The organism is Pseudomonas sp. Irchel s3h14 (assembly GCF_900187425.1).
Classification (GTDB): domain Bacteria; phylum Pseudomonadota; class Gammaproteobacteria; order Pseudomonadales; family Pseudomonadaceae; genus Aquipseudomonas.
In genome coordinates this window covers 13098-37844 of the sequence record NZ_FYDJ01000018.1, presented here as the reverse complement: position 1 = coordinate 37844, position 24747 = coordinate 13098, and the positions used below count along the sequence as shown (strand labels likewise).

Genomic DNA, 24747 nt, shown 5'->3' with positions numbered 1-24747 from the left:
CCATGGACGAAATCTTCGGCACTCACCAGAAGGCGCGTAAACAGGACAGCGAACACTGGATATCCATGTCAGACCTGATGGCGGGGCTGATGATGGTGTTTTTGTTGATCTCGGTGGCGTATATGCGCTACGTGCAGATTGAGCGCGACAAGATCAAAGAAGTCGCAGTGGCCTATCAGAACAGCCAGGTGGCGCTCTACGAGGCGTTGAATACAGAGTTTGCTGAGGAATTACCAAAGTGGGATGCGGAAATCGACAAGACCACCCTTGAATTTCGCTTCAAGTCGCCTGACGTGCTGTTTGATACTGGGCAGATCACCTTGAAGACTAACTTCAAGACAATCCTTGATGAGTTCTTTCCGCGCTATTTGGAGGTGCTGAATGGCTTCAACAAGAACATTACCGAAGTCAGAATTGAGGGGCACACCAGTCGCGTCTGGAGTGGTGCGGTATCCCCTGAAGCTGCTTACTTTAACAATATGGAGTTATCCCAGGGCCGCACACGAGCAGTGCTGCAGTATCTCTACAGTATGTCCGCAGTCACTGAGCAGCGTGACTGGATCAAGTCTGTTTTCGCCGCCGTTGGTTTTTCTTCTGCGCACCCTGTTCTCAATGCTGAAGGTCTGGAGGATGGAGAGCGCTCCCGTCGGGTGAGCTTCCGTGTGGTGACCAATGCCGAATTGCAGATCAGGAAGATCATCCAGGAGTAGCAATGCGGATCTTGATCAACTTTTCTGAGCTGAAACGTCTAGCACGAGTGCTCAATCCAACCCCTGTGGATTTTTCTCTGGTGAATCACTCGACCGACTTTAAGCCGATCGATGATCAACTCGGTGAAGGGATTGAGATTGATATCGAGACCATCGAGACTGAGTTCAATCTGCTGTCCTACCACGGTAGACAGGTGCTGCTGTACATCAAGGACCATACGGGAAAGCTACTTGCCACCCAAGCTAACCCCGAACACGGAAACCGTTTCCATATCGCGCACTGCCATACTCTAGAAGATATGAAGCAGAAGAATCGCTTCCAGCGTTATGTGGCTACCAACAAGCTGACTGGGCGGTTTCAGATTGAGGACTCTACGGTCTGGGGGGGGCTGAGCAAGGTCGAAGTAGAGTTAAAAGTCTGCAAATATTGTCTGCAGAAGCTGAATTATCTTGGATCTGCAGATTACCAGCCTCGTCAGAAGGCATTCAGTGAGTTCTCACTGAAAGACTTCTTCAGTCGCTACAGTTCATGCTTTTTATACATGCCGAAAGCCTGGGCCGAAGATATGAGCTTTGGCTACTCAAGCGACTGGAAGGAAACATCCAAACTCGTGCGCAAGGCAGCGAACTACACCTGTTCTGAGTGCGGGATCGGCTTAGCAAGCTACCCCGGCTTGTGCCATGTACACCATGTGAATGGCGTAAAGTCAGACAACTCCCCTGAAAATTTGCAGGTTCTCTGTAAAGACTGCCATCGCCGTAAGCCACTGCATTCCGGAATTTTTGTCAGCCACGGCGAGATGCAGATCATTACGAGCCTTCGTCGACAAGCCGAGAAGCTTGGAGTTGATGATTGGGGCGAGGTGACTGACCTAAGTGATCCGGCAGTGCACGGCGACCTTGAACTCATGCGCAAGCAAGGCTTTCGACCACCTATTGTTGGACATGAAGTCCAGAACGAACGTGGAGAGGTGATTGCAGAACTCGAAGTGGCCTGGCCAGAAAAGAGGATCGGTATTTCCATCAAGGAAATATTGGTTCCTGGTTGGAGGATTTATCGCGTTGGCGATATTTGTGGTCGCTAGAAAAAAAAGGGTGGGCATATGATGCATTGTGTGCCGCGCAGGGAAAGGCATAAGGACAAGTTATGACAATCAGCCAGGTCAAGGTTGCGTTGGGGGATGGGTTTCTTGAGTCCTTTGCCGCAATTCCTCGCAGCAAACAGAAGAAGGTGATGGAGTTCGTTTCCAAGTTCCGGCAAAACCCGACTTCCACAGGTATCAATTACGAAAGAATCAATGATGCTCGGGATGGTAATTTCCGCTCGGTACGTATCGATCAGGATTTCCGCGGAATTGTGCTCAAGCCGGACAGAGGCAAGGTGTATGTGCTGCTGTGGGTAGACAAGCACGATGATGCCTATGACTGGGCACGACGGTATCGCTGCAACATTCATCCGCAGACCGGGGTTTTGCAGCTGTTTGAAGTCCGTACTGAATATGCTCCTCTGGCTGCGACACCAGAACCAATATCAAAGCTGGCTGATGTGCCTCCGGTAGCGCCGCTGTTCCAGTTGGATGATGAAGTACTGCTGAGCCTTGGCGTACCCAAGGAAAGCCTGGGTCTGGTCAAGCAGCTTCGTAGTGAAGAGGCTTTGGAAGCTCTCGATAAACGCTTGCCGATTGAGGCATTTGAAGCGCTCTACATGCTGGCAGCAGGCATGGACATACAGCAGGTGCTCGACGACTATGCTGTGGCTAAGGATACTCCTGCTGTCGATACCGAAGACTTCGTCGCGGCCCTTGAACGGCCGGCTTCGCAGCGCCGGTTTTACGTCCTGGAAGACGAACTGGAACTGATTCAGATGCTGGAAGCGCCGCTTGAGCGTTGGCGGGTATTTTTGCATCCCTCCCAACGCAACCTGGTAGAGCGTAAGTGGAATGGGCCCGTACGGGTGCTGGGCGGCGCTGGTACTGGTAAGACTGTAGTTGCCATGCACCGTGCCCGATGGTTGGCGCAGAAGGTCTTGGAAAAAGATGAGCGCCTGCTATTCACCACATTCACCAGTAATCTAGCCATGGATATCAAGGAAAACCTGAAAAAAATCTGTTCACCAGATGTGTTAGAGCGAATTGAAGTCCGGAATCTGGATTCTTGGGTGAGTCAGTTTGTGAAGCGCCATGGCTATCCTTCAAGCATCGTTTATCCGGGGGGAAAGGACGGTAACTATGATCGGTGCTGGGATGCAGCAACTCAGCTGGTACCGGCGTCGTTAGGTCTACCCATCAGCTTTTACCGGGAAGAATGGGAGCGAGTTGTCTTACCTCAGCGGTTGATGGAGCGGCAGGCCTATTTATTGGCTAGTCGGGTTGGCCGCGGAGTAGCGCTCAATCGCAAGCAGCGAGCGGAGATCTGGCCCGTATTTGAAGTAGTGCGTGTTCAGCTTGCTCAGCGCAAATTGGCTACAGTCGAAGACGCTATTCACGATGCGATTGATCTGATCGAGCGCGGAGCAGAGGCTCGTCAGTATCGGTGTGTAGTTGTGGATGAGGGCCAGGACTTTGGACCTGAAGCTATGAGCCTCATCCGCCGTCTTGCCAAAGAGCAGGAGAACGACCTTTTTATTGTTGGGGATGGACATCAGCGGATTTATAAGCGTCGAGCCAGTCTGGGGCGCTGTGGAATCAACATCCGTGGACGTGGTAAGAAGCTTCGCATCAACTACCGAACGACAGAAGAAATCCGCCGATTTGCCACTGCTCTACTTGAAGGGACAGAAGTGGATGACCTCGACGGTGGTCTGGATGGTGTAACGGATTACCGATCTTTGGTGCATGGTGAGAAGCCGCAGATCTACCATGCACCTTCGCTACAAGCCGAAAGCGAGTGGCTAGCAGCTGAAATCCGCATCCTTCTAGAGGAAGGGTTTTGCCTGCAGGATATCTGTGTCGTAGCTCGTACGAACAACCTGCTTAAGGCCTATGAGAAGGTACTAGGCGAGCAGGGTATTGAAACTCGCTGGCTTTCTCGTCAGCAGGCCGATGATCGAAGCCAAGGTGGGGTGCGACTTGCCACCATGCATCGCATCAAAGGCCTGGAGTTTAAGTGCGTATTTATGGTGGGCATCAACGAGGGTGTTGTACCGCTAGCTATGGCCGTTCAGGCGACTGATGATCCTGTCGAGCATCGCTTACTGGATCTTAACGAACGAGCTCTACTCCATGTGGCGGCGACCCGTGCCGTTAGGCATTTGCTGATATCCAGTCATGGTATTCCTAGTCCCTACTTGAGCGCTTGAAAAACTCTGGCTAATAGATTTATAGGTGAAAGAATTAATGCATGTAGAGCAGGGCACGTGCAGGTCCCTATGCATGGATGTCCGCAGCAGGTAGAAAGTTTCTTGTAGCGACAGGTCAGGCTCCGCCAAACCCGATTGCTTTGTTAACAACAATGACTCACACAACATGCATCTCGTCGGAAATCAGAAAGGCGAAATCTGGAATCTTCCATCCACCAAACTCCATTGATGTAAATCACTCAAATTTACACTTTTCCGTATATTAAAAAGTGTACATGTGCTTTTATAGATATTAATCAAATGCTTAACCTATTTTTCGAGTCCCCCTCGGGGCACCAAAATTAAGAAAGGTCTTGCTTTGCAAGGCCTTTTTTTTCGTCTGTAGAAAAGTGAGCCAACCCCGCCGCCGCGTAGGAGCTGCCGAAGGCTGCGATCTCTTGATTTTGTCTTTTCGGTGCTACAGCCCCAAACCGCTCGCTAACGAACCAAGGATTCACACAATGGAATTGCCACTGGAAACCGTTGCCCTTTTCGCCCTCAAGCTGGCTTATGAGACGGAAGGTGAAAGTCCGATTCTGCGGGATGATCCGATCATGAGTGATTATGAGCGGGAGGTGTTTGGGTTGTTAGTGCGGCGGGGGGACGTTGAGGGGATTCGGTTTAGGGTGGCGCATTGTGTGGGGTTGGCGCTGGACGCTTTGGGCGGGGTTGAGACGCCGCTGGGGCGGGAGTTATATCGGTTGTCTGCTGATTTTGGCAATGCTCGGACGATGAAGCAGCTTGATGCCCCACTCATTGCGCTTAAGGATTACTTGAAAGACATCCAATAACAATAAATCAAAGGAGTTGCAAAAAAAACGCGTACGCCGGATTGGGGCTGAGACGTTGGCCGTCACGCATGGACGATTATCATATCTGTCCCTTTTCTCCATTCGCTCTTGTTGCCATCTCTCTTGCTCGACCTCTGAGATCTGTCCAAGCCCCCCCTCCGTAGAAAATGTGGATTGGACCAAAGTCCCTTACTGAAATGCTGACCGCTCGATGGTGCTTCCGCTCGCCGGTCGACATGGCATAATGCTACCAGCCGTGGCGGATGGAGGATGTCATCTCATGGCCCATGGAAAAATCAAGGACGAACTATTATGACTAAATTAAAATCCCCTCCTTCATCTAAAAATTGCTCAAAGCGCGGTTTTCCCAGTGCGCTAAACGAGTATCAAAAACATAAAACCTAAACTCTCTTCGATAAAGCTCAAAAGCTCTAATCTTTATGGAATGCATACTGCATACCCAATAGCTAGTAAAACAGTCTCGGACAGGTGCACATGGGGCATTTAGAAAAAACGGCTGCAGATAAAAGTTCATTAGGCTTTGAATATCAAGACTTAGTTCTGGTGGATATATTAATTAGCCTAAAACCCGGCGAGCAGATTGGCCTAGAGGTTTTTGATGATGTGCATACCGAAAGCATTAGTGATGAGCTTAATCTCATCCAAGTCAAACATAGCCTTTCAGGTGGAAATATAACTGAAAGAGATATTGATCTATGGAAGACCTTGTACAACTGGCTTAACTCTTTACCTGAGCTACCCAAAGAAAAAAATATAAAGTTTAAAATATACTCCAACAAAAAACTAAACAACCAAAATTTAATCACTCTTTTAAGATCCGCAAAAGACAACAAAAACGAAATCATTGTTGCAATCGAATCAATTTTCAAAGAAATGCAAAAAGTAGAGACTTTAAAGTCGAAAGACGACCCCCCAAACCCAATATTTAAATATGTAAAAGATTTAGCATCCGCCAAGCGAAAAGATGTTGATTTCATTTTAGATCGCTTCAACTTCGAAACTGACTCATCCAGCATTAACCAACAAATAAACGATAAGCTTTCTTATCTAGCCGTACCTCAATCCAAGCTTGATGATACGCGAAAGTTTGTGATAGGTGCTTACAAGGACTACAAGTTCAACAGTATTTCAAACTCCCAGAAAGTCATCATTTCGTATCATGTATTCCGCAATCAGATGGGTTTCGACAGAATCGTGAGGTCTTCAAGAAGTGAAGATATCGATTACGATCGATTCTATGATAAGTACTATGACTTTCAGCAAGTGGAAAATATATCCTTCTTGGGAAGCACCTTTAGCCACCAACTAGCTGACATTGGGGTTTCTCAAAGCGACGTAATTGATCACGGCATCGAAATGCTCGCAACAGAAAGCCTCATAGCCGATCTAAAATCGGAAGGAGATTTCACTTACCAAGATGATATCCGATTAGAGAAACAATGCGAATATAGTTGGAGCAGCATCCACAAGGATGCTCACGGGACATTTACGGAAGCCGATGCAGGAACTTTTATTGCAGCGAAGGCTTGTTATAAAGCAACATTAAACAAGGAATTAAAGCTTAAAAACATCCCCCTACCAGATGGCTTTAGCAAGGGTAAGTTTATAAAGCTTTCTAACACCCCATCTATTGGCTGGAAGATAGATTGGAAGGAGCTATACTCTAAATGAATTCGCTTATTAAAAACGAGGTACTTGGCACTTTAGCGATACAAGCGATTTTGTCGCATATTCCGGAGCAGCGCCTGGAACTAACAAAAGCTTTATTGATTTTGCCTTTCGCTTTCAATAAGCGTATTCGCTCCATCTTGAAAAACAAAAACGTTGTTTTTGTAGGCAGTCGCGACTTAGCACTTTCCTTCCCTAAAGATTTCGCATCTATCAATAATCACTACTTAGACCTTTCGACGACGTCTTTGAATACGATGCTATTATCCTGCGAAATGGACCTCACAAGATTTGATGAGAATTTTTTATTCTTAACAAAAGAAGTCTTTACCTCTGAAACGGCCAAATCGGTAGGAAAGGTCGGAAATGAAATTTTTCTCGCAGCCCCTCGAATAGCAAAGATACTGGAAGAAAGTGCTGCCGACCTGTATCAAAACTTTAGGATATCGCTATGAGCATTCAGATAAAGAATATTTTTCTGTGGCAAAAGAATGGAGTACTACGAAACCTTGAATTCCTAGAAAACCGTGTCAACGTGATTACAGGCGACTCAGGCAAAGGAAAGTCGTCAATTCTATACATTATAGATTACTGCCTATTAGCAAGTGAGACGAAAGGAATATCGAAAACTAACATCGACTCGAAGATAACTTGGTACGGACTAAAAATTAAAATACATGATCGGGAGCTTCTCATTGCGCGCCCATCAGAAGAAAATGAAGAAACATCTCAAGCATTTCTTTCGGAAGACGGTATTATCCCAGAAAGCCCGATTCTAAACATCAAAATTGACAACCTGAAAAAAGTTCTAAACGACGCGTTCGGTATCGACTCTGAGCTAAAAATACCATATGGTGGCAGACATATACGTACCGGCTCAAAAGTATCGTTCCGCAGCTTTCTACCTTATAGCTATCAAGATCAAAATGCGATTATTGCACCAGAGTATTTGTATATAAGACCAGCCGACGGTAGATACCAAGAGTCAATCGAAAGAACTTTCCGTATGGCACTAGGCGTTGAAAACGCTAAAACGTCTGCAGCAAAAACAAAACTTTTAGACCTCGAACAGCAACGAGCCTCTCTGGAAAGAAAGAAAGAAATATTTGAAAAAAACAAACTCGCCTTTTCAGATGAATTACGAGAACTGGGGCAAGAAGCTGCCACGCTCGGCATAATTGAAAATTCCTCTCTCGATGTTGACACACTCCTCCAGAGACTTAAAGAAGTTGTGATCGACTCAGACATCACACCGATTGGTAAAACTGAAATTGAAAGCATCGAGAAACGTTTATTCTCGCTTCGTACAAAAAATAAAAAATATGAAACTTTTGCAGAAAGAAAACTAGAATTATCTAGTTCATCCAAGCAGGCTGAAGATGCGCTGCGACCAGTTGAGTTTTTCAACGAGCATCCTGAGTTGGTCTTCCCCTCAGAGATGGCGAATAGCCTTATTCACCACCTACAGGTAGAGCTTGGACGTTTAAGAACAGTAATCAAAAATAAGAATCAAGCCCCTTTCCTAGCGGAAATAAAAGAGCTAATTTCAGCTAACACCTCTGAGATAATCAAACTCGAATCAGAGCTGAGCATTCTACAAAAAAACCAAAAGGTACGCTCAAGCCCAAAAGAATATTATAAATATATAGGCAAGCTAGACACAAAAATCCAACTTTTCAGCAATTCTGACAATAGTACATTCAACTATGATCCCGAGGAATTTGAGAACAAGGCAGCTCAACTTCGAGGAGCAATTGAAGAAGACAACCTGAAATTTGAGCTAGCGGAGCAAAAACTAAACGAATTCATAAACAACAAACTCCAACGATTGAAGCTTAAAGGATATGACAACTTCACCGCCCGATTTAGTGAAAAAGAACGCTTAATACACTTATTTTCTGAAGATCTATCCTCTGTCGAAAAAATGTCAGATGTTGGTAGTGCATCAAACTATCTATACCTACATTTGGCATATTTCCTGTCTATTCATGAGGTCGCGAAGCGACACAAAGTATCTTGGATGCCATCGTTTATGGTACTGGACCAACCAAGTACGCCTTATTTCTCCAATGAGGGAGAGCCTACGGATGATATTATCAGCCTTGACGCTGCACTTGTTGAAATGAATAATTTTGTAAAAGACATGGATAAAGAAGGTGGATTCCAAATCATATTGCTTGAGCACATCAAAGAGACCCACTGGAAAAGGCTGGAGCTGGATAGATTTCACCTAGTTGACAAAGAACTTCGTGGAAATTATGGCTTAATACTCGATTAGCCGAGCAGCATTACCAGCGGCACTACTTAAACTATTTTCCTAGAGCGATTTAAACGAGATAAATTAAATCTGACTTTAGATAAAAACCATAAAAACTCGCTATCGTGAATGATTGGTCGCGGTAGGAATGGCAGTCACCTGCCACCCCCCGCACAGATCCGTACGTGCGGAATTACCGCATACGGCTCCTGCCTTGGGTTTTGACGCCGAAGCGGGTTATGGGATGCGGATGCATTGGTAGCTCTCTTGGATAGGGTATGAATAGCCGGGCCAACGTAGCCATGCGTTCCCAGTTCAGACGGTGCCGCTGACTTCGCCGTTTAAGGGCATGCCTCCACGCACCGATCACTTCACGGCGAAAGGCATCCAGTCGCCGTGTGTTACCGGGTACGTGATAGTAGTTGCAGTAACCTTTAAACAGACGGCTCAACCATTGTCCGATTACCGGGACGGGCTCATGCCTGCGCTTGTGTAACTGCGCCCGTATCTCCCTGATTGTCGTTCTCATACGCTTGGCGATGGTCACGCGTCTAACCACAAACATCCCGTTCTTGGTTTGATCACAGATATGCGTGAACCCGAGAAAATCGAAAGTTTCCGGTTTTCCTTCTCCGCGCTTCTTGCGATCTTCGATCGCGAACCAACCAAACCGTAGCAACCGTGTTTTCTCTGGATGCAGTGTCAGGTTGAACTGAGCTAGTCGAGCCTCCAACGCCTGGCGAAAACTCCATGCATCTTCATGCTTTTCAAACCCAAGCACACTGTCGTCTGCGTACCGCACAGCAATCATCTGACCTCGTGCAGTACGCTGGCGCCATTGCCTGATCCACAAATCCATCACGTAGTGCAGGTAAATGTTGGCAAGCAACGGTGAAATGGGCGCACCTTGCGGCGTACCCTGCTTCGCAGGAATGCGCTTTCCATTTTCGAGAATACCTGTGCGCAACCATCGAGCTATCAGCGCTAACATTCGCCTATCCGCAATTCGGTGTTGCAGGAAGCACATCATCCATTCGTGATCGATGGTGTCAAAGAACGCTCGAATATCCACGTCCAGTATCCAACGAACACGCGAGTTCTGTATTCCTACCGATAACGCATCCAATGCATCGTGTTGCCCTCGACCTGGGCGAAAACCATACGAGAGTCCGAGAAAGTTCTGCTCATACATTGCGTTGAGCACTTGCACGACTGCCGCCTGGACGATCTTGTCTTCCAATGCGGTTACGCCCAGCGGGCGCTCGCTACCATCTGCCTTTGGGATAAACACCCGCCGAACAGGCTGGGCGCGATAGCGGCCACTGTGCACTTTGTCGTGTAAGGCTGTCAGCCTTGTGAGCAGACCTTGCTCGTACTCTCGCCACGATAGACCATCCACACCACTGGCCGCGTCTCGCTTGAGATTGTAGAAGCTCTCGTGCAATAGCTCGACCGTCACGTGGTGCAGTAAGCTCGTGAACTTTACCCGGCGATCTCGCCGAGCTGCTTGACGTACAGCGAGCAACCCTGACAACGCACTTGTCCGGCTCTGCGTCCGGGGTGCGGAAGGCTGTTCGCTGTTCCCCTTGGCTAACTCCCTTTCCTCCATTGTCTCCGCTGAGCAAAACCCATTGTTCGACAACTTCTCAGGTACTACGGAGTTATCCGACTTCTCATCCGCGTAGACGGCAGGCGTTTGGCTTGTGACCTTTCCTGCCCCGTCTGGCTTGTCACGACCAGACACGGATGAGATCTCCCAGCTTCCGTACAGTTGACTTCCCAGCATGCTCAGGGTCTACGACCGCGCAGGGCGTGAAACATGGCTTGCGATTATCGTCATGCACACTGTGGCCTTCCGCTTCGCTTAACAGCGTCGGCGCCCTGGACTCATGATTTCGCGGCTCAATGGCTGGCCTGCTGGTTTCCCCTGCCAACGCTTCGCCGTACACCTCACGGTGCACAACGCATGACTCGGGGTCGAGGTGTTTCGCCATAACTTCTCTCGTAGGGACTTTCACCCTTTATCAACTGCCAGCTTGGCTGGCGCACTAAGCGCTCCATGAACCCCACATTCAAAGCGGCCAGATGATCCCGGATGCTGTGCTCCCGATCCCTTCCGGAGCCAGCAACTCATGATGCGACCCGACGCCAAAGTCGAAAAAGTCTATCTCTACCCCAAACCCGTGGACTTCCGAAAATCCATTGATGGTCTGGCCGCGCTGGTCGAATTGGATATCAAGGTCGCCGTGTTCGACCCTGTGCTTTTCGTTTTCCTCAACAAGTCCCGAAACCGCGTGAAGATTTTGTATTGGGAACGCAACGGCTTCTGCCTTTGGCTCAAGCGCCTGGAGTCCGAGCGATTCAAAACATCGCCCGAAGCCAGCGACGAGGCGATTGTCCTGACAGTCCAGGAACTGAACTGGCTACTCGATGGCTTCGACCTCTGGCGCAACCGCCCTCATCAGGTTTTGACGCCTCGATACGTCGCCTGATTCGGTATAATCCGCGGCATGATTTCCATGCCCAAAGACCTTCCTGATGATCCTGTTTTGCTCAGGCAATTGCTTGAGCAAATGATCAGTGAGCGGGCGTCTGACAAAGGCAAGATTGTTCATCTTGAAGAAGAGAACGCGCTGTTGCGCCAAAGATTGTTCGGGCGTAAGTCCGAGCAAACGACTGATCCGGCAACGCCGCAGCTGGCGCTCTTCAATGAAGCAGAAAGTGTTGCAGAGCCTGTCGATGAAGCCTGCGAAGAAGAAGTTGTCGTGCCGACCAAACGTCGCGGCAAACGTAAGCCGCTGCCCACCGACCTGCCCCGAATCGAAGTCATCCATGAACTTCCCGAGCATGAGCTGACGTGTGCCTGCGGCTGCCGTAAACACGCCATCGGCGAGGAGGTCAGCGAACAGCTTGAAATCATCCCGATGCAGATCCGCGTGATCAAGCATGTACGCAAGGTCTATGGCTGCCGCGATTGTGAGTCGGCACCGGTGACGGCGGATAAACCCGCCCAACTGATTGAAAAAAGCATGGCCAGTCCGAGCGTGCTGGCCATGTTGCTGACGACCAAATACGTCGACGGTCTACCGCTTCACCGTTTCGAAAAGGTGCTGGGCCGTCATGGCATCGATATCCCGCGCCAGACCCTGGCCCGCTGGGTCATCCAGTGCGGTGAGCACTTTCAGCCGCTGCTCAATTTGATGCGCGATAGCCTGTTGGCCAGCCGCATCATCCACTGCGATGAAACGCGCGTGCAGGTGCTCAAAGAGCCGGATCGGGAGCCAAGCAGCCAGTCCTGGATGTGGGTGCAAACCGGTGGCCCGCCTGACAAGCCGGTGATCCTTTTTGACTATTCCACCAGCCGGGCGCAGGAGGTGCCGACGCGCCTGCTCGATGGCTATCGCGGCTACGTGATGACTGACGATTATGCCGGTTACAACGCGCTGGGCGCACAGGCCGGAGTTGAGCGTTTGGGCTGCTGGGCGCATGCACGGCGCAAGTTTGTCGAAGCGCAAAAAGTGCAACCCAAGGGCAAGACGGGACGTGCGGATATCGCGCTGAACCTGATCAACAAGCTTTACGGCATCGAGCGCGACCTCAAGGATAACGTCGATGAAGATCGCAAGACCGGTCGCCATGAACGCAGCCTGCCGGTGCTGGCTCAGCTAAAAAGCTGGATGGAAAAGACGCGGCCGCAGGTCACGGCTCAGAATGCCTTGGGTAAAGCCGTCGGTTACCTGGCGAGCAACTGGAACAAACTTGAGCGGTATGTCGAGCAAGGCTACTTGCCGATCGACAACAATGCCGCCGAACGTGCGATCCGGCCCTTCGTCATCGGTAGAAAGAATTGGTTGTTCAGCGACACGCCCAAAGGCGCGACGGCCAGCGCTCAGCTTTACAGCCTGGTCGAGACGGCCAAAGCCAATGACCAAGAACCCTATGCGTGGCTGCGCCACGCACTGGAGCGTTTGCCACTGGCGTCCTCGGTTGAGGATTACGAAGCCCTGTTGCCGTGGAACTGCTCGCCGGTATCACCTGGCTGAGCGCTCACCCCATCCTGAAATCGGTGGGGTTTATGGAGCGCTTACGAATGATTGACCTCGGCAGTCCCTACTATTAAACAAATGGGACTGGCCACGTTTTTTCTTGACAAACGTGGTTTCACCCTCGCCTTCGGTAGTCGGTTTGGACAACGACTTTGAAGTTGCAAGAGAAGGACCTGCACGATACCCTCCCACCGTCGCTGCCAATTCAGCGATCGGGTGTGGAAACCCGTGTAATTCAAGGCGCAACAGCGCCCCCATCACGTCTGCCGGCGCTTTTTTTATGCCTGCGGCGTGAGTTATGGCGGCTGTGCGTGGGACGTCTTCGGGCGTGCCGGTTTCCTTGATTCCCGGTTTTCCACCCTGCGCACAGCTGTCACCCATTCGTGTGGAAACGAATGTGGCAGCTCCCCATATCAAGGAGTCTGATAATGCGCAGCATCAATCCGTACAAAATTTGGCTTTTCTCTCTACGCAATTCCCAATCGCGTAACGCCCCACCATCCACCCTCTTCCACCGCCTCTCCCTCATCGGAGGTGGTAAATGACCGATCAACCAGAACTCAAAACCATCGGCCTCACACCCGCCATCTACTGCGCGAATCAAGCCCTGTTCCACGTAACTCGCGGCGTTCCTCTCGGTGATGCGTTATCAATGGCTTCTGACTTTCTGTTCCTCGCCAAGAAGCTGACCGAAGATGCTGCTTACGCCACAGATACCGACCGCCACGCCAGGGCCGCGCATTATTTGACGGCGATGAGCAAGGCGGTGGTGGATGATGCGGTGAAGGTGCTGAATCGGGATCGGGACAATGAGATGGCGTCTAAGCGGGCGGGGGCGAAGGCTGAGGGGTAGTGGGCGAAGCGCCGGGATAGCTTTTGGTTTCAAGAGTTAGGCGTGATGTTGTGGGGGCGGGTTTGGTTGCGGTGGGTGTGGTATTCATCGGGATAGGTGGATGCCTTGCGTTTTTCGCGAGCGAGCTGAACTGGTCCAGTAATTTCGGACATTCTTTTCGGTTCTCACGCCGCTAGCTTTTCTGCCGCTACTGGGGAGTGGTAACCGTTGTAGCTGTGGCGCCTTACGCTGTTGTAGCGCGCCACATATCGGTTGATATCTGCCCGAGCCTCGTACTCCGAGTTGTAACCTTCCTCGGGCACCCACTCGGACTTCAAACTGCCAAAAAAACGCTCCATCGGGGCGTTATCCCAGCATTGGCCTTTTCGACTCATGCTCTGCTTCAGCTCGTGCGCCTGCAGTTCAGCTCTGAATTTATGACTGGTGTACTGGCATCCCTGGTCAGAATGAAACAGCACCCCTTTAGGTCGCCCTCTCAATTCAACAGCCATCCGCAGTGACTCACTTGCCAGCGTCGCATCGGCGACCAGTGAATACGACTATCCCACCACTCGGCGCGCAAACAGATCCAAAACTACCGAGAAGTAGAGCCAACGCTTGCCGAGCTGGATATAGGTGATGTCCGCACACCAGACCTTGTTGATATCAGCTACGTAAAACTCACGATCCAGCTCATGCTCGGCCACCAAAGACTCAACACCTGACGACTTGTACTTATGGGGCCTGCGTTGTCGGCTGGCAATCCCAGCCTCCTTCATCAAACGGCGGGCCATGTAGCGCCCCACCTGATGGCCTGCGCCTCGCAGGTCTTCAGAAAGGGTTCGCGCCCCTGCCGATCCTCTTGAAGCCTTGTGATACTTAACTAGAACAACCTTGAGCGCTTCGCGCTCCAGGTTGGTTTTCCCCTGACGCTGACGCCAGGCGTAATAGCTGCTGCGGTTGACTTCAAATACACGACAGCAATCTGAAACGCCGTACTGCTCGCCCAACTCATTGATCAGAGGGAATGATCTTTGGAGTCCAAAAGCAGGAGAGCACTGGCCTTTTTTAGGATTTCGATATCCCGGTCTTTTTGCCTGAGCAGGGCTTTCAGTTCCTGGATTTGCTTCTGTTCGGCGGTGATAGCCTTTGTACCAGCCAGTGTTGATCCGGCACGCTCTTTACGTACCTGCTCGACCCAGCGGCGCAAAGCCGTAGGGCCGATATCCAAACTGGCGCAAATCTCGGGAACAGGCTGGTCTTCATCAAGCACCATGCTTGCGGCTTTGAGCTTGAACTCGCTGGAATAGGACTTTCGCATACTCATGCACACCTCAGATTTGGGCGCCATCATAGCGCCCTATTGATGTGTCCAAATTCATTAGGCCAGTTCAAGCTCGCTCCTACAAGGGATTGTGGTCACTTCAGGGTTTTGCGTTGGTTGGGCTGGCGCTATCGCGAGCAGGCTCGCTCCCACAGGGGTTGTGTGTGATGGCTGGCATTTGGGATTGGCCCCGAGGTTTTTCGGGGCTTTTTATTTTTCGGCTCAGGGTGAATGAGCTTCGGTTTACAGCGGGATAGATCAACGCATCTGCTCCCTGAATTGCCTACGGATCTGACACTCTCGGAGTCGATGACTTGCATGACTTCACGCCGTCGGCTTACCCGGCTCTTTCTGCCCCGACGCCCGCACTGCAACCTCAATCGCCCGAACACTGATCGCCGCAAATATCGCTGTCATCAGCACCCCGTTGAACCCCAGCAAAATCGCCAGAACCCGCGAGACGCCAAGTTTCGGCACGAGTTCTCCATAACCAATGGTCAAACCGGTCACGAAGCCGAAATAGATGCCGTCAAAAGGATCCCATCCCTCCAGGTGGCTGATGATGAGGCCGAACAGCACGATAGTAAAAAGCAGTATGGAAAAGATCGGCCAGACAACGCGAAAGTAGAACCCGACTGCTTTGAAGAATTCTCGACGGACGTGCGACGCATGAGTGGGGTTCATGTCATGGGCTTCCTGAGGTTTGCCTGAGCGGTAGGCGTATTAACACTCCATCAGCTTGGCACAAACGCTGGAAACTGGTGACCAACTGTGTAGTGGTCAACTAATTCCGGACACCTCGATAGGTGACTTCGACGCCATCGACCATTCAGGGACGACGCCTCAGGCCGCACTCTTCTAGACTCAATAGAAGGTCGTAGAAAGAACCGAACACGTCGCTTTGGTGCAGATGAATCAAAAGCAGCGTGGCAAGCTGCCTTAATGCCCTTTAAGAGGTGCGGCAAAGACCGCGCCGGGCACAACAAGATGCCCGCTCAGGGTGCCCTGGCCAACGGCCTGAAATTGCCACGATACCGTGACGTGGTGTGAGTGCCGCAGCCGACACTTTCGGACGACCGACGACCATCTGGTTTGTCCGTGACCGTGAGGAATGCTGAATGCCTGATGAGATGTTGCACCTGCCTATGGTCAACAGCCTGCTGGAGCGCCACAAACGCTCCCCGGGCGCACTGTTGCCCATTCTTCATGAGATTCAGGAGGGCATCGGTTACATCCCCGACGCCGCCATCCCCGAGATTGCCCATGCGCTAAACCTGAGTCAGGCCGAGGTTCGCGGGGTGATCAGCTTCTATCATGACTTCCGAACCGCGCCTCCGGCCCGGCATATCCTGCGTCTGTGCCGGGCCGAGTCCTGCAAGAGCCGCGGCGCCGAGCAGCTTGCGGCGCAGTTGCGCGAACGTCTGCAACTGGACGACCACGGCAGCAGCGCCGATGGCAACATCAGCCTGCGCCCGGTGTATTGCCTCGGCGCCTGCGCCTGTTCGCCCGCCCTTGAGCTGGATGGCCAGGTGCATGCGCGGCTCAGCGCCGAGCGTCTGGATGCCTTGCTCGACGCTTGCCGGGAGGACGCATGATGCCGCGTCTCTATCTGCCCGTTGATTCTCTGGCCCGTGCCGTGGGCGCCGATGAGGTGGCCTTGGCCCTTGCCAATCAGTCGCAGGAAAGCAATCTGGACCTGCAACGCACCAGCTCGCGCGGCCTGTATTGGCTGGAACCACTGCTGGAAGTGGACAGCCCGCAAGGCCGTATCGGCTTCGGCCCGCTGACTGCTGCCGATGTGCCGACCGTGCTCGATGCGCTGCAAGGCGAGCCGTCCGCTCATCCACTGGCCTTGGGCCTGGTGGAGGAATTGCCTTATCTGAAGACTCAACAACGCCTGCTGTTTGCCCGCGCCGGTATAACCCGGCCGCTGTCCCTAGAGGATTACCGGGCCCACGGCGGCTTTGAGGGCTTGACCCAAGCCATCGCCCTGGGCGGCGAGCAGACCGCGACCGCGGTGTTCGATTCAGGCCTGCGTGGCCGTGGCGGCGCAGCTTTCCCGGCTGGGATCAAATGGCGCACGGTGCGCGCGACCCAGGCTGCGCAGAAATACATTGTGTGCAACGCCGACGAAGGCGACTCCGGCACTTTCGCCGACCGTATGTTGATGGAAGGTGATCCCTTCCTGCTGATCGAAGGCATGGCCATTGCCGGCATCACCGTCGGCGCCAGCTACGGCTACATCTATGTGCGCTCGGAATACCCGGCTGCCGTGGCGACACTGCGCGAGGCGCTGGACATCGCCCGGACCGCCGGTTACCTCGGCGCCAATGTCGGCGGCAGCGGCCAGGCTTTCGATATGGAAGTGCGGGTCGGTGCCGGCGCTTACATCTGTGGTGAGGAAACCGCGCTGCTGGACTCGCTCGAAGGCAAGCGCGGGATCGTTCGCGCCAAGCCGCCGATACCCGCGTTGCAGGGCCTGTTTGGCTTGCCGACCCTGGTGCATAACGTGCTGACCCTGGCCTCGGTGCCGCTGATTCTGGCCAAGGGTGCGCAGTTCTATCGCGATTACGGCATGGGCCGTTCCCTCGGCACGATGCCCTTCCAGCTGGCGGGCAATATTCGTCACGGCGGCCTGGTGGAACGGGCCTTTGGCCTGACGTTGCGGGAACTGGTGGAAGACTACGGTGGTGGCACCGCGAGTGGCCGACCGCTGAAAGCCGCTCAGGTCGGCGGCCCGCTCGGCGCCTGGGTGCCGCCAAGTCAATTCGACACGCCGCTGGATTACGAAGCGTTCGCCGCCATCGGCGCGATGCTCGGTCATGGTGGTGTGGTGGTGGCTGATGACAGCCTGGACATGGCCCACATGGCGCGCTTCGCCATGCAGTTCTGTGCCGAGGAATCCTGTGGCAAATGCACCCCTTGCCGCATCGGCTCGACCCGGGGCGTGGAGGTGATCGACCGCCTGCTGGCCGCGCCGGACCAGAGTGGTCGCGATGAGCAGGTGATCATCCTCAAGGACCTGTGCGACACCCTGCAATACGGTTCGCTGTGCGCGCTGGGCGGCATGGTCTCCTTTCCGGTAGCCAGCGCCCTCAAGTACTTCCCCGCCGACTTCGGTCTGCAATCTTCGGAGGCCGACCAATGATCACTCTCTTCGACCCGAACACCGATATCGATCTCGGCACCCCGGCCCGCGACAGCGAGGTGCAGGTCACCCTGAACATCGATGGCCGCAGCATCAGCGTGCCCGAAGGCACCTCGGTGATGCGCGCCGCCGCGCTGTTGGGCACCACCATTCCGAAACTGTGCGCCACCGACAGCCTGGAAGCGTTCGGCTCCTGCCGCATGTGCCTGGTTGAAATCGACGGCATGCGCGGCTACCCGGCGTCTTGCACCACGCCGGTCACCGAAGGCATGAGCGTACATACCCAGACGCCGAAGCTCGCCACCCTGCGCCGCAATGTCATGGAGCTGTACATCTCCGATCACCCGCTGGACTGCCTGACCTGCTCGGCCAACGGCAACTGCGAGCTGCAAACTGTCGCCGGTCAGGTCGGCCTGCGAGAAGTGCGTTACGGCTATGAAGGCGACAACCATCTGGCCGATGTGAAGGACACCTCCAACCCTTACTTCGACTACGACCCGAGCAAGTGCATCGTCTGCAACCGCTGCGTGCGCGCCTGCGAAGAAACCCAAGGCACCTTCGCCCTGACCATTACCGGGCGCGGTTTCGAATCCCGGGTCGAGGCCGCCGGTGGCGAGAACTTCCTCGACTCGGAATGCGTGTCCTGCGGTGCCTGTGTGCAAGCCTGCCCCACCGCGACCCTGATGGAAAAAAGCGTGGTCGAACTGGGTCAGCCCGAACGCAGCGTGATCACCACGTGTGCCTATTGTGGCGTGGGGTGCTCGTTCCGCGCCGAGATGAAAGGCGACCAACTGGTGCGCATGGTTCCGGACAAGAATGGCCAGGCCAACCACGGTCACTCCTGCGTCAAAGGACGCTTTGCCTGGGGCTACGCCACCCACCCGGATCGCATCACCAAACCGATGATCCGCAAAAACATCAACGATCCCTGGCAGGAAGTCAGCTGGGATGAAGCGGTGACCTACGCCGCCAGCGAATTCCGCCGACTGCAGCAAAAATACGGCCGCGACTCCATTGGTGGCATCACCTCCAGCCGCTGCACCAACGAAGAAACCTACCTGGTGCAAAAACTGGTGCGCGCCGCGTTCGGCAACAACAACGTCGACACCTGTGCGCGGGTCTGCCACTCGCCGACCGGTTATGGCCTGAAACAAACCCTTGGCGAGTCCGCCGGCACCCAGAGTTTCGACTCGGTGATGCAGGCCGATGTGATCCTGGTGATGGGCGCCAACCCCAGCGACGCCCACCCGGTGTTCGCCTCCCAGCTCAAACGCCGCTTGCGTGAAGGCGCACGGCTGATCGTCATCGACCCACGTCGCATTGATCTGGTGGATTCGGTGCATGCCCGCGCCGAACTGCACCTGGCCCTGCGCCCGGGCACCAACGTCGCCATGCTCAACGCCCTGGCCCACGTCATCGTCACCGAAGGCCTGCTCAATCAGCCCTTCATCGACGCCCGTTGCGAGGGAACGGATTTCGCCCACTGGAGCGAGTTCGTGAGCCGTGCGGAAAACTCGCCGGAAGTCCTCGGCGCCATCTGCGGCGTAGACCCTGCCGACATCCGCGCCGCCGCCCGCCTGTATGCCACCGGCGGCAATGCCGCGATCTACTACGGTTTGGGCGTCACCGAGCACAGCCAGGGCAGCACCGCGGTGATGGGCATCGCCAACCTGGCCATGGCCACTGGCAACATCGGCCGCGAAGGCGTGGGCGTGAACCCGCTGCGGGGACAGAACAACGTTCAGGGTTCCTGCGACATGGGCTCCTTCCCCCATGAGCTGCCCGGTTACCGACACATCTCCAACGAGGTGGTACGGGCGCAGTTCGAACAGGCCTGGAACGTCACTCTGCAACCCGACCCGGGCCTGCGTATCCCGAACATGTTCGAAGCAGCGCTGGGCGGCAGTTTCAAGGGCCTGTATTGCCAGGGCGAAGACATCGCCCAAAGCGATCCGAATACCCAGCACGTCACCGCGGCACTGTCGGCCATGGAGTGCGTGGTGGTGCAGGACATTTTCCTCAACGAAACGGCCAAGTTCGCCCATGTGTTCTTGCCGGGCAGCTCGTTCCTGGAAAAAGACGGCACGTTCACCAACGCCGAGCGACGCATCTCCCGGGTGCGCAAGGTCATGGCCCCCCTGGGCGGCAAGGCCGACTGGGAAGGCACGGTGGCACTGGCCAACGCGCTGGGTTACCCGATGAACTACACGCACCCGTCGCAAATCATGGATGAAATCGCCAGCCTGACGCCGACCTTCACCAACGTCAGCTACGCCGCACTGGACAGCCACGGCAGCCTGCAATGGCCGTGCAACGCCGCGGCACCGGACGGCACGCCGACCATGCACATCGAGGAGTTCGTGCGCGGCAAGGGGCGTTTCATGCTCACCGGCTACGTGCCCACCGAGGAAAAGGTCAACAATCGCTATCCGCTTCTGCTGACCACCGGGCGCATCCTCAGCCAGTACAACGTCGGCGCCCAGACCCGGCGTACCGAGAACGTTGCCTGGCACGACGAAGACCGCCTGGAAATCCATCCGACCGACGCCGAGAGTCGTGGCATCAACGAGGGTGACTGGGTCGGCATCGGCAGCCGCGCCGGCCAGACCGTACTGCGTGCGCGGGTCACCGAACGGGTCGCCCCAGGCGTGGTGTACACCACTTTCCACTTCCCTGAATCGGGGGCCAACGTGATCACCACCGACAACTCTGACTGGGCCACCAACTGTCCGGAGTACAAGGTCACGGCCGTGGAAGTCAGCCGCGTCTACCACCCTTCCGAGTGGCAAAAACGCTATCAGGAGTTCAGTGACAACCAACAACGCCTGCTCGACGAACGCCGCCAGGCGCGTGGCTCTAAAGCCGAGGTACGCCGATGAGCACTGAAAATCTGATCAAAATGGCCAATCAGATCGCCCAGTACTTCGCCAGCCAACCGGACCAGCAACAGGCCGTACTCGGCGTGCGTAATCATCTGCAGATGTACTGGACACCCGGCATGCGCAAGGAATTGCTTGCCTGGCAGACGGAGCATCAGGGCGCAGACTTGCACCCACTGGCGCAGGCAGCGGTCAGTGGGGCGGGCTGGGAGGCTTAGGTCCACACGACTTAAGCCTGACCGAAAAATCCTGTGGGAGCGGGCTTGCTCGCGAAAGCGGTGTGTCAGTCAACGATGATGGTGACTGGTATATCGCTTTCGCGAGCAAGCCCGCTCCCACAGGAGTTGTGTAACTGGCTCGCATCTGGATTAGCCCCAATTTTTTGGGGCGTTTAATCGCTCAGTTCAAAGCAAATGCTGAGAGATCCGCTCTGAACCTGGATGCACCGGCAACACCACCAACGCCTCCAACCCGCCCGTCGACCGATTACGCAGTGTCAGCTCGCCTCCGTGTTCCAGCACAATCGCCCGCGCCGCCGATAACCCCAAACCAACACCCCCCGTGCTTTTGTTTCGTGAGCCTTCCAGTCTGAAGAACGGTGCAAAAACCTGTTCAAGGCTGGCATCGGGAATACCCGGCCCACGATCCAGTATCTTGATCCGCACCTCTCCAGCTCCGGGGATCAGTTCAATCGCCGGCTCACTCCCGTACTTGATCGCGTTATCCAGCAGATTGGTCATCACCCGCTTAAGCCCCAAGGGTCGCCCGAAATACACCCACCGCAGCGGCCCGCTGAACGTAATGTCGACTCCCTGATCCCGATAATCATCCAGCAACGTTTGCAGCAGTTCTGCCAGATCAAACTGGGTCGCCGGCTCAAGCCGGGCATCATCGCGGAAGAACTCTAACGCTGAGTTGATCATCGCCTGCATTTCATCCACATCACGAAATAACCGCTGCTGTTGCTCGCTGTCTTCGATGAATTCGCCTCGCAAGCGCATCCGCGTCAGGGGCGCGCGCAGGTCGTGGGAGATGGCGGCGAGCATTTGCGTGCGGTCACGGATGAAGTGTCGCAACTGGGCTTGCATGGCGTTGAAGGCGAGGATCGCCTGGCGGATTTCCTGTGGGCCCAGCGGTTCGATGGGCGGTGCGCGGAAGTCCACGCCGAAGCGCCGGGCACCTTCGGCAAAGTGCTGCAAAGGTGTGGCGAGGCGCCGGGTGGCAATCAGCGCGACCAGGGCTGTGGAGATCAGCACCAGCAGGATCACGATCAGGTAGCGTGGCGTTTCGTCGAGGCCCCAACTGCGCGAGGGCGCGGAGAACATCAGCCATGTCGAATCCGATAGCTCGATCAGCAGCGCGTAATGTGCGTCCGCCGTGTGCTCCGTCCAGTCGGCCGGCTCATAGGCTTCGATACGCCGGTCAGGGGCTCTGAGCATCGGCTGCAGGATGGCCGAGCCGATATCGGACTTCGGATCTTCCACGGCCGGCAGATTGAGATCGTGCCGATCCGGATGCCAACTGACGGTGAAACCGTTCTCGCCGGCAGCTTGCGCCAATGAGTTGCGCAGTGGCGCCGGCGCGGCCTCGATGACGCGGCTGATGGCGGCGGCTTTTTCCAGCAGGCCGGTTTCGGTCAGCGGCGGACGCGCCCAGACGCCGGCCAATTGGATAAACAGCCCGTTGAGTGCCAGTGAAATGAGCATGGCCAAAATGATCGTCAACGCGATCCAGCGCGCCACCGTATCCCGGCGAATCCGCTTCAACCAGCTCATCGCCGCGTCACGCTGGGCGTGAACAGGTAACCGCCATTACGCACGGTGCGAATCATCGCCGGCCGTTTGGTGTCGGACTCGAGTTTGCGCCGCAGGCGGCTGACCTGAACGTCGATGCTGCGATCGAACGCCTCATGACAATGCCCTCGCGCCAGATCCAGCAGTTGCTCGCGGGTGAGAATGCGCTGCGGGTGTTCGACGAAGACCAGCAGCAAGTCGAATTCGCCGGCCGACAGCGGAATCATCACGTTGTCCGGCGATCGCAGTTCACGACGGGTGACGTCCAGGTGCCAGTCGGCGAAGTCGATCAGTGGCCGTGGCCGTTCCTGCGATACCGGACGGCGCTCGTCCACGCGACGCAGCACGGCACGCACCCTGGCCAGCAGTTCACGGGCGTCGAAGGGTTTGGTCAGGTAATCATCGGCGCCCAGTTCCAACCCAACCACCCGGTCACTGAGTTCGCCCATGGCGGTGAGCATGATCACCGGTATTGTGTAGCGAATCCGCAGTTGCTGGCACAGGATCAGCCCGCTGTCCCCGGGCAACATCACGTCAAGAATGATCAGGTCTGGCGGCTGGCGCTCGATGGCCGCCCACAGCGACGGGCCGTCGGTGGCGACTTCGACGCTGTAGCCGTGCTGCACGAAGAATTTTTTCAGTAGATCGAGGACTTCAAGGTCGTCGTCCACAATTAAAAGGCTGTTCACCGAAGGTCACTTAAGGGGCGAATGGAACCGCCATCTAAAACCATTCACGGCAGCGCGTCATATATTTCAATCCTGCAATAAACCAGACATCTTTGCGCAAGTCTTGGGGCTCAGCATCTCGGCGAATTCCTCCCGAGAATCGCGTCCATGTTGCCTTTCAAATGTGCTCCCAGGCTGGCCCGCAACACCTCGATTGCCGTGCTGGCTGCCGGGTTGGCGGGTTGCAGCAGTCAGCCGCCGTCCACCACCGATGTGAGTTGCGCCGACATCGCCTATTCGGTGTACGACCCGGCGGAACCGTTCAATCGTGGGGTCTTCGCGTTTAACCGGGTGGTCGATGACTACGCCTTGGCGCCGGTCGCTCGCGGCTATCGCTACTCGCCGGACTTTTTCCAGACCGGTGTGCATAACTTTGTGGCGAACTTCGGCGAGCCCAAGGTCTTTATCAATGACCTGCTGCAAGGCAACCCGATGCGCTCGGCCAATACGCTGGGGCGTTTCGTGCTGAATACCACGGTCGGCGTGGTGGGCTTGATCGATGTCTCCGGCATGGCCGGTATCCCGCGTCACGACGCAGATTTCGGCCAGACGTTTGGCGTGTGGGGCATCGGCAACGGTCCGATCGTCGAACTGCCTTTGCTCGGCACCTCCAACAGCCGCGACGCCGTCGGCCGCGTACTCGGTTTTGTGATCGATCCGTTTGGCAGCAATAGCGATACCGTGGACACGCTGTCCACCATCAGCACAGTCGGCGGCATCGTCGATGACCGCGCAGAAGCCTTACCGCTGACCGACAGCCTGCAAAAACTGCCGGACTACTACAGCGCGTTACGCAACGTGGTCGCCGAGCATCGTGCCGCCTACGTGGCTGATGGCAAACAAGGCTCGGCGCAGACAACCAAACATCAATGCACAGGAGCACCGGCCGATGGTTTCTGAAGGCAATAGCCTGATGCTGCAGCAACGGGTCATCCAGCACGACCCGGCCACTCTGCACTGTCGGGAAATCACCCTGCGCCTGTCACCGGACTGTCGCCAACTGGTGCTCACCCGCTACACCGAACACTACGGCCCGGCGTTGGTGCGGTGGATAGAGCGCAGCCACACGGTGTCGGTGGCAGAGCTGTTTCGCTGGCTCGTGGCCAATGGCGAGACCGATGTAATGAAGGCTGACAGCGAGCAGTTGCCCTGACTGTCAGATTCGAGCCAGTTGCGTTTCATTGACGTCAGCTGCGTTATCATCGCGCGCTTC

At 54.7% G+C, this 24747-nt stretch carries 23 protein-coding genes; 16 read left to right on the top strand and 7 right to left on the bottom strand.

The window, feature by feature from the left end:
- Positions 1 to 2: 2 nt before the first annotated feature.
- From CKW16_RS25105 to CKW16_RS25075, 7 genes are all read left to right on the top strand, one after another.
- Positions 3 to 710, top strand: a complete 708-nt coding sequence (locus CKW16_RS25105; RefSeq protein WP_176471600.1) for an OmpA family protein — start codon at positions 3 to 5, stop codon at positions 708 to 710.
- Positions 711 to 712: 2 nt separating this feature from the next.
- Positions 713 to 1795, top strand: coding sequence for an HNH endonuclease (locus tag CKW16_RS25100; RefSeq protein ID WP_095131544.1), 1083 nt, complete (start codon positions 713 to 715; stop codon positions 1793 to 1795).
- 62 nt (positions 1796 to 1857) lie between these two features.
- Complete coding sequence (locus CKW16_RS25095; RefSeq protein ID WP_095131542.1) at positions 1858 to 4008, top strand: 3'-5' exonuclease; 2151 nt, start codon at positions 1858 to 1860, stop codon at positions 4006 to 4008.
- 500 nt (positions 4009 to 4508) lie between these two features.
- A complete protein-coding gene (locus CKW16_RS25090) occupies positions 4509 to 4838 on the top strand; it encodes a hypothetical protein (protein WP_095131540.1) in 330 nt (109 codons plus the stop codon).
- A 495-nt stretch (positions 4839 to 5333) separates the two neighbouring features.
- The gene (locus tag CKW16_RS25085; RefSeq protein ID WP_095131538.1) at positions 5334 to 6530 is read left to right on the top strand and encodes a hypothetical protein; all 1197 of its coding nucleotides are present in this window, start codon (positions 5334 to 5336) and stop codon (positions 6528 to 6530) included.
- Positions 6527 to 6982, top strand: coding sequence for a hypothetical protein (locus CKW16_RS25080; protein ID WP_095131537.1), 456 nt, complete (start codon positions 6527 to 6529; stop codon positions 6980 to 6982). The genes CKW16_RS25085 and CKW16_RS25080 overlap by 4 nt, the downstream gene beginning before the upstream one ends.
- Positions 6979 to 8805, top strand: a complete 1827-nt coding sequence (locus CKW16_RS25075) for a DUF3732 domain-containing protein (RefSeq protein ID WP_095131535.1) — start codon at positions 6979 to 6981, stop codon at positions 8803 to 8805. Before CKW16_RS25080 ends, CKW16_RS25075 begins: the two co-directional genes overlap by 4 nt.
- A gap of 172 nt (positions 8806 to 8977) precedes the next feature.
- Here the strand turns inward: CKW16_RS25075 and ltrA are convergent, their stop codons facing one another.
- Positions 8978 to 10528, bottom strand: a complete 1551-nt coding sequence (gene ltrA / locus CKW16_RS25070; protein WP_371918053.1) for a group II intron reverse transcriptase/maturase — start codon at positions 10526 to 10528, stop codon at positions 8978 to 8980.
- Between the two features lie 388 nt (positions 10529 to 10916).
- On the opposite strand from ltrA, the gene tnpB reads away from it, so the two are divergent.
- The 3 genes from tnpB (at position 10917) to CKW16_RS25050 (ending at position 13683) form a co-directional block, all read left to right on the top strand.
- The gene (tnpB, locus tag CKW16_RS25065; RefSeq protein WP_256580545.1) at positions 10917 to 11276 is read left to right on the top strand and encodes an IS66 family insertion sequence element accessory protein TnpB; all 360 of its coding nucleotides are present in this window, start codon (positions 10917 to 10919) and stop codon (positions 11274 to 11276) included.
- Positions 11277 to 11294: 18 nt separating this feature from the next.
- On the top strand, positions 11295 to 12827 hold the full coding sequence (locus CKW16_RS25060; RefSeq protein WP_095131531.1) for an IS66 family transposase: 1533 nt from the start codon (positions 11295 to 11297) through the stop codon (positions 12825 to 12827).
- Positions 12828 to 13371: 544 nt separating this feature from the next.
- Positions 13372 to 13683, top strand: coding sequence for a DUF3077 domain-containing protein (locus CKW16_RS25050; protein WP_095131529.1), 312 nt, complete (start codon positions 13372 to 13374; stop codon positions 13681 to 13683).
- A gap of 164 nt (positions 13684 to 13847) precedes the next feature.
- Here CKW16_RS25050 and CKW16_RS32725 read toward each other — a convergent pair whose 3' ends face one another.
- The 4 genes from CKW16_RS32725 to CKW16_RS25040 all read right to left on the bottom strand — a co-directional run bounded on the left by CKW16_RS32725 (position 13848) and on the right by CKW16_RS25040 (position 15670).
- The gene (locus tag CKW16_RS32725) at positions 13848 to 14174 is read right to left on the bottom strand and encodes an integrase core domain-containing protein (protein WP_256580544.1); all 327 of its coding nucleotides are present in this window, start codon (positions 14172 to 14174) and stop codon (positions 13848 to 13850) included.
- A 48-nt stretch (positions 14175 to 14222) separates the two neighbouring features.
- On the bottom strand, positions 14223 to 14672 hold the full coding sequence (locus CKW16_RS32720; protein WP_256580543.1) for an IS3 family transposase: 450 nt from the start codon (positions 14670 to 14672) through the stop codon (positions 14223 to 14225).
- 8 nt (positions 14673 to 14680) lie between these two features.
- Positions 14681 to 14983 carry a transposase gene (locus CKW16_RS32715; protein WP_252193898.1) on the bottom strand — a complete coding sequence of 101 codons (303 nt, stop codon included), beginning with the start codon at positions 14981 to 14983 and terminating at the stop codon, positions 14681 to 14683.
- A 327-nt stretch (positions 14984 to 15310) separates the two neighbouring features.
- Positions 15311 to 15670: a potassium channel family protein gene (locus CKW16_RS25040; RefSeq protein WP_095131527.1), complete on the bottom strand. Its 360-nt coding sequence runs from the start codon at positions 15668 to 15670 to the stop codon at positions 15311 to 15313.
- Between the two features lie 434 nt (positions 15671 to 16104).
- On the opposite strand from CKW16_RS25040, the gene CKW16_RS25035 reads away from it, so the two are divergent.
- Genes CKW16_RS25035 through CKW16_RS25020 form a run of 4 tightly spaced genes read left to right on the top strand, consistent with a single transcriptional unit; the run spans position 16105 to position 21231 of the window.
- A complete protein-coding gene (locus CKW16_RS25035; RefSeq protein ID WP_095131525.1) occupies positions 16105 to 16581 on the top strand; it encodes a formate dehydrogenase subunit gamma in 477 nt (158 codons plus the stop codon).
- Positions 16578 to 18134: an NADH-quinone oxidoreductase subunit NuoF gene (locus CKW16_RS25030; protein WP_176471599.1), complete on the top strand. Its 1557-nt coding sequence runs from the start codon at positions 16578 to 16580 to the stop codon at positions 18132 to 18134. Before CKW16_RS25035 ends, CKW16_RS25030 begins: the two co-directional genes overlap by 4 nt.
- Positions 18131 to 21013: a formate dehydrogenase subunit alpha gene (fdhF, locus tag CKW16_RS25025; RefSeq protein WP_095131523.1), complete on the top strand. Its 2883-nt coding sequence runs from the start codon at positions 18131 to 18133 to the stop codon at positions 21011 to 21013. Before CKW16_RS25030 ends, fdhF begins: the two co-directional genes overlap by 4 nt.
- Complete coding sequence (locus CKW16_RS25020; RefSeq protein WP_095131521.1) at positions 21010 to 21231, top strand: formate dehydrogenase subunit delta; 222 nt, start codon at positions 21010 to 21012, stop codon at positions 21229 to 21231. Before fdhF ends, CKW16_RS25020 begins: the two co-directional genes overlap by 4 nt.
- 186 nt (positions 21232 to 21417) lie before the next feature.
- Here CKW16_RS25020 and CKW16_RS25015 read toward each other — a convergent pair whose 3' ends face one another.
- Entirely contained in the window at positions 21418 to 22788 is a 1371-nt protein-coding gene (locus CKW16_RS25015; protein ID WP_095131519.1) for an ATP-binding protein, read from the bottom strand.
- Positions 22785 to 23495, bottom strand: coding sequence for a response regulator (locus tag CKW16_RS25010; RefSeq protein WP_095131517.1), 711 nt, complete (start codon positions 23493 to 23495; stop codon positions 22785 to 22787). The genes CKW16_RS25015 and CKW16_RS25010 overlap by 4 nt, the downstream gene beginning before the upstream one ends.
- Before the next feature lie 147 nt (positions 23496 to 23642).
- Between CKW16_RS25010 and CKW16_RS25005 the strand changes: the two genes are divergently transcribed.
- Both CKW16_RS25005 and CKW16_RS25000 read left to right on the top strand, forming a co-directional pair.
- Complete coding sequence (locus CKW16_RS25005) at positions 23643 to 24434, top strand: VacJ family lipoprotein (protein WP_095131515.1); 792 nt, start codon at positions 23643 to 23645, stop codon at positions 24432 to 24434.
- A complete protein-coding gene (locus CKW16_RS25000; RefSeq protein WP_095131513.1) occupies positions 24424 to 24687 on the top strand; it encodes a hypothetical protein in 264 nt (87 codons plus the stop codon). The genes CKW16_RS25005 and CKW16_RS25000 overlap by 11 nt, the downstream gene beginning before the upstream one ends.
- Positions 24688 to 24747 lie beyond the last annotated feature (60 nt).

What these genes read in the sequence shown, in the direction of transcription:
- CKW16_RS25020 (WP_095131521.1), top strand. Translation starts at nt 21,010, where the DNA reads ATGAGCACTGAAAATCTGATCAAAATGGCCAATCAGATCGCCCAGTAC.
- CKW16_RS25080 (WP_095131537.1), top strand. Translation starts at nt 6,527, where the DNA reads ATGAATTCGCTTATTAAAAACGAGGTACTTGGCACTTTAGCGATACAA.
- CKW16_RS25005 (WP_095131515.1), top strand. Translation starts at nt 23,643, where the DNA reads ATGTTGCCTTTCAAATGTGCTCCCAGGCTGGCCCGCAACACCTCGATT.
- CKW16_RS32715 (WP_252193898.1), bottom strand. Translation starts at nt 14,983, where the DNA reads ATGCGAAAGTCCTATTCCAGCGAGTTCAAGCTCAAAGCCGCAAGCATG.
- fdhF (WP_095131523.1), top strand. Translation starts at nt 18,131, where the DNA reads ATGATCACTCTCTTCGACCCGAACACCGATATCGATCTCGGCACCCCG.
- CKW16_RS25050 (WP_095131529.1), top strand. Translation starts at nt 13,372, where the DNA reads ATGACCGATCAACCAGAACTCAAAACCATCGGCCTCACACCCGCCATC.
- CKW16_RS25075 (WP_095131535.1), top strand. Translation starts at nt 6,979, where the DNA reads ATGAGCATTCAGATAAAGAATATTTTTCTGTGGCAAAAGAATGGAGTA.
- CKW16_RS25000 (WP_095131513.1), top strand. Translation starts at nt 24,424, where the DNA reads ATGGTTTCTGAAGGCAATAGCCTGATGCTGCAGCAACGGGTCATCCAG.
- CKW16_RS25015 (WP_095131519.1), bottom strand. Translation starts at nt 22,788, where the DNA reads ATGAGCTGGTTGAAGCGGATTCGCCGGGATACGGTGGCGCGCTGGATC.
- CKW16_RS25040 (WP_095131527.1), bottom strand. Translation starts at nt 15,670, where the DNA reads ATGAACCCCACTCATGCGTCGCACGTCCGTCGAGAATTCTTCAAAGCA.
- CKW16_RS25100 (WP_095131544.1), top strand. Translation starts at nt 713, where the DNA reads ATGCGGATCTTGATCAACTTTTCTGAGCTGAAACGTCTAGCACGAGTG.
- CKW16_RS25035 (WP_095131525.1), top strand. Translation starts at nt 16,105, where the DNA reads ATGCCTGATGAGATGTTGCACCTGCCTATGGTCAACAGCCTGCTGGAG.
- CKW16_RS25105 (WP_176471600.1), top strand. Translation starts at nt 3, where the DNA reads ATGGACGAAATCTTCGGCACTCACCAGAAGGCGCGTAAACAGGACAGC.
- CKW16_RS25085 (WP_095131538.1), top strand. Translation starts at nt 5,334, where the DNA reads ATGGGGCATTTAGAAAAAACGGCTGCAGATAAAAGTTCATTAGGCTTT.
- CKW16_RS32725 (WP_256580544.1), bottom strand. Translation starts at nt 14,174, where the DNA reads ATGGCTGTTGAATTGAGAGGGCGACCTAAAGGGGTGCTGTTTCATTCT.
- CKW16_RS25030 (WP_176471599.1), top strand. Translation starts at nt 16,578, where the DNA reads ATGATGCCGCGTCTCTATCTGCCCGTTGATTCTCTGGCCCGTGCCGTG.
- CKW16_RS25095 (WP_095131542.1), top strand. Translation starts at nt 1,858, where the DNA reads ATGACAATCAGCCAGGTCAAGGTTGCGTTGGGGGATGGGTTTCTTGAG.
- CKW16_RS25090 (WP_095131540.1), top strand. Translation starts at nt 4,509, where the DNA reads ATGGAATTGCCACTGGAAACCGTTGCCCTTTTCGCCCTCAAGCTGGCT.
- tnpB (WP_256580545.1), top strand. Translation starts at nt 10,917, where the DNA reads ATGATGCGACCCGACGCCAAAGTCGAAAAAGTCTATCTCTACCCCAAA.
- CKW16_RS25060 (WP_095131531.1), top strand. Translation starts at nt 11,295, where the DNA reads ATGATTTCCATGCCCAAAGACCTTCCTGATGATCCTGTTTTGCTCAGG.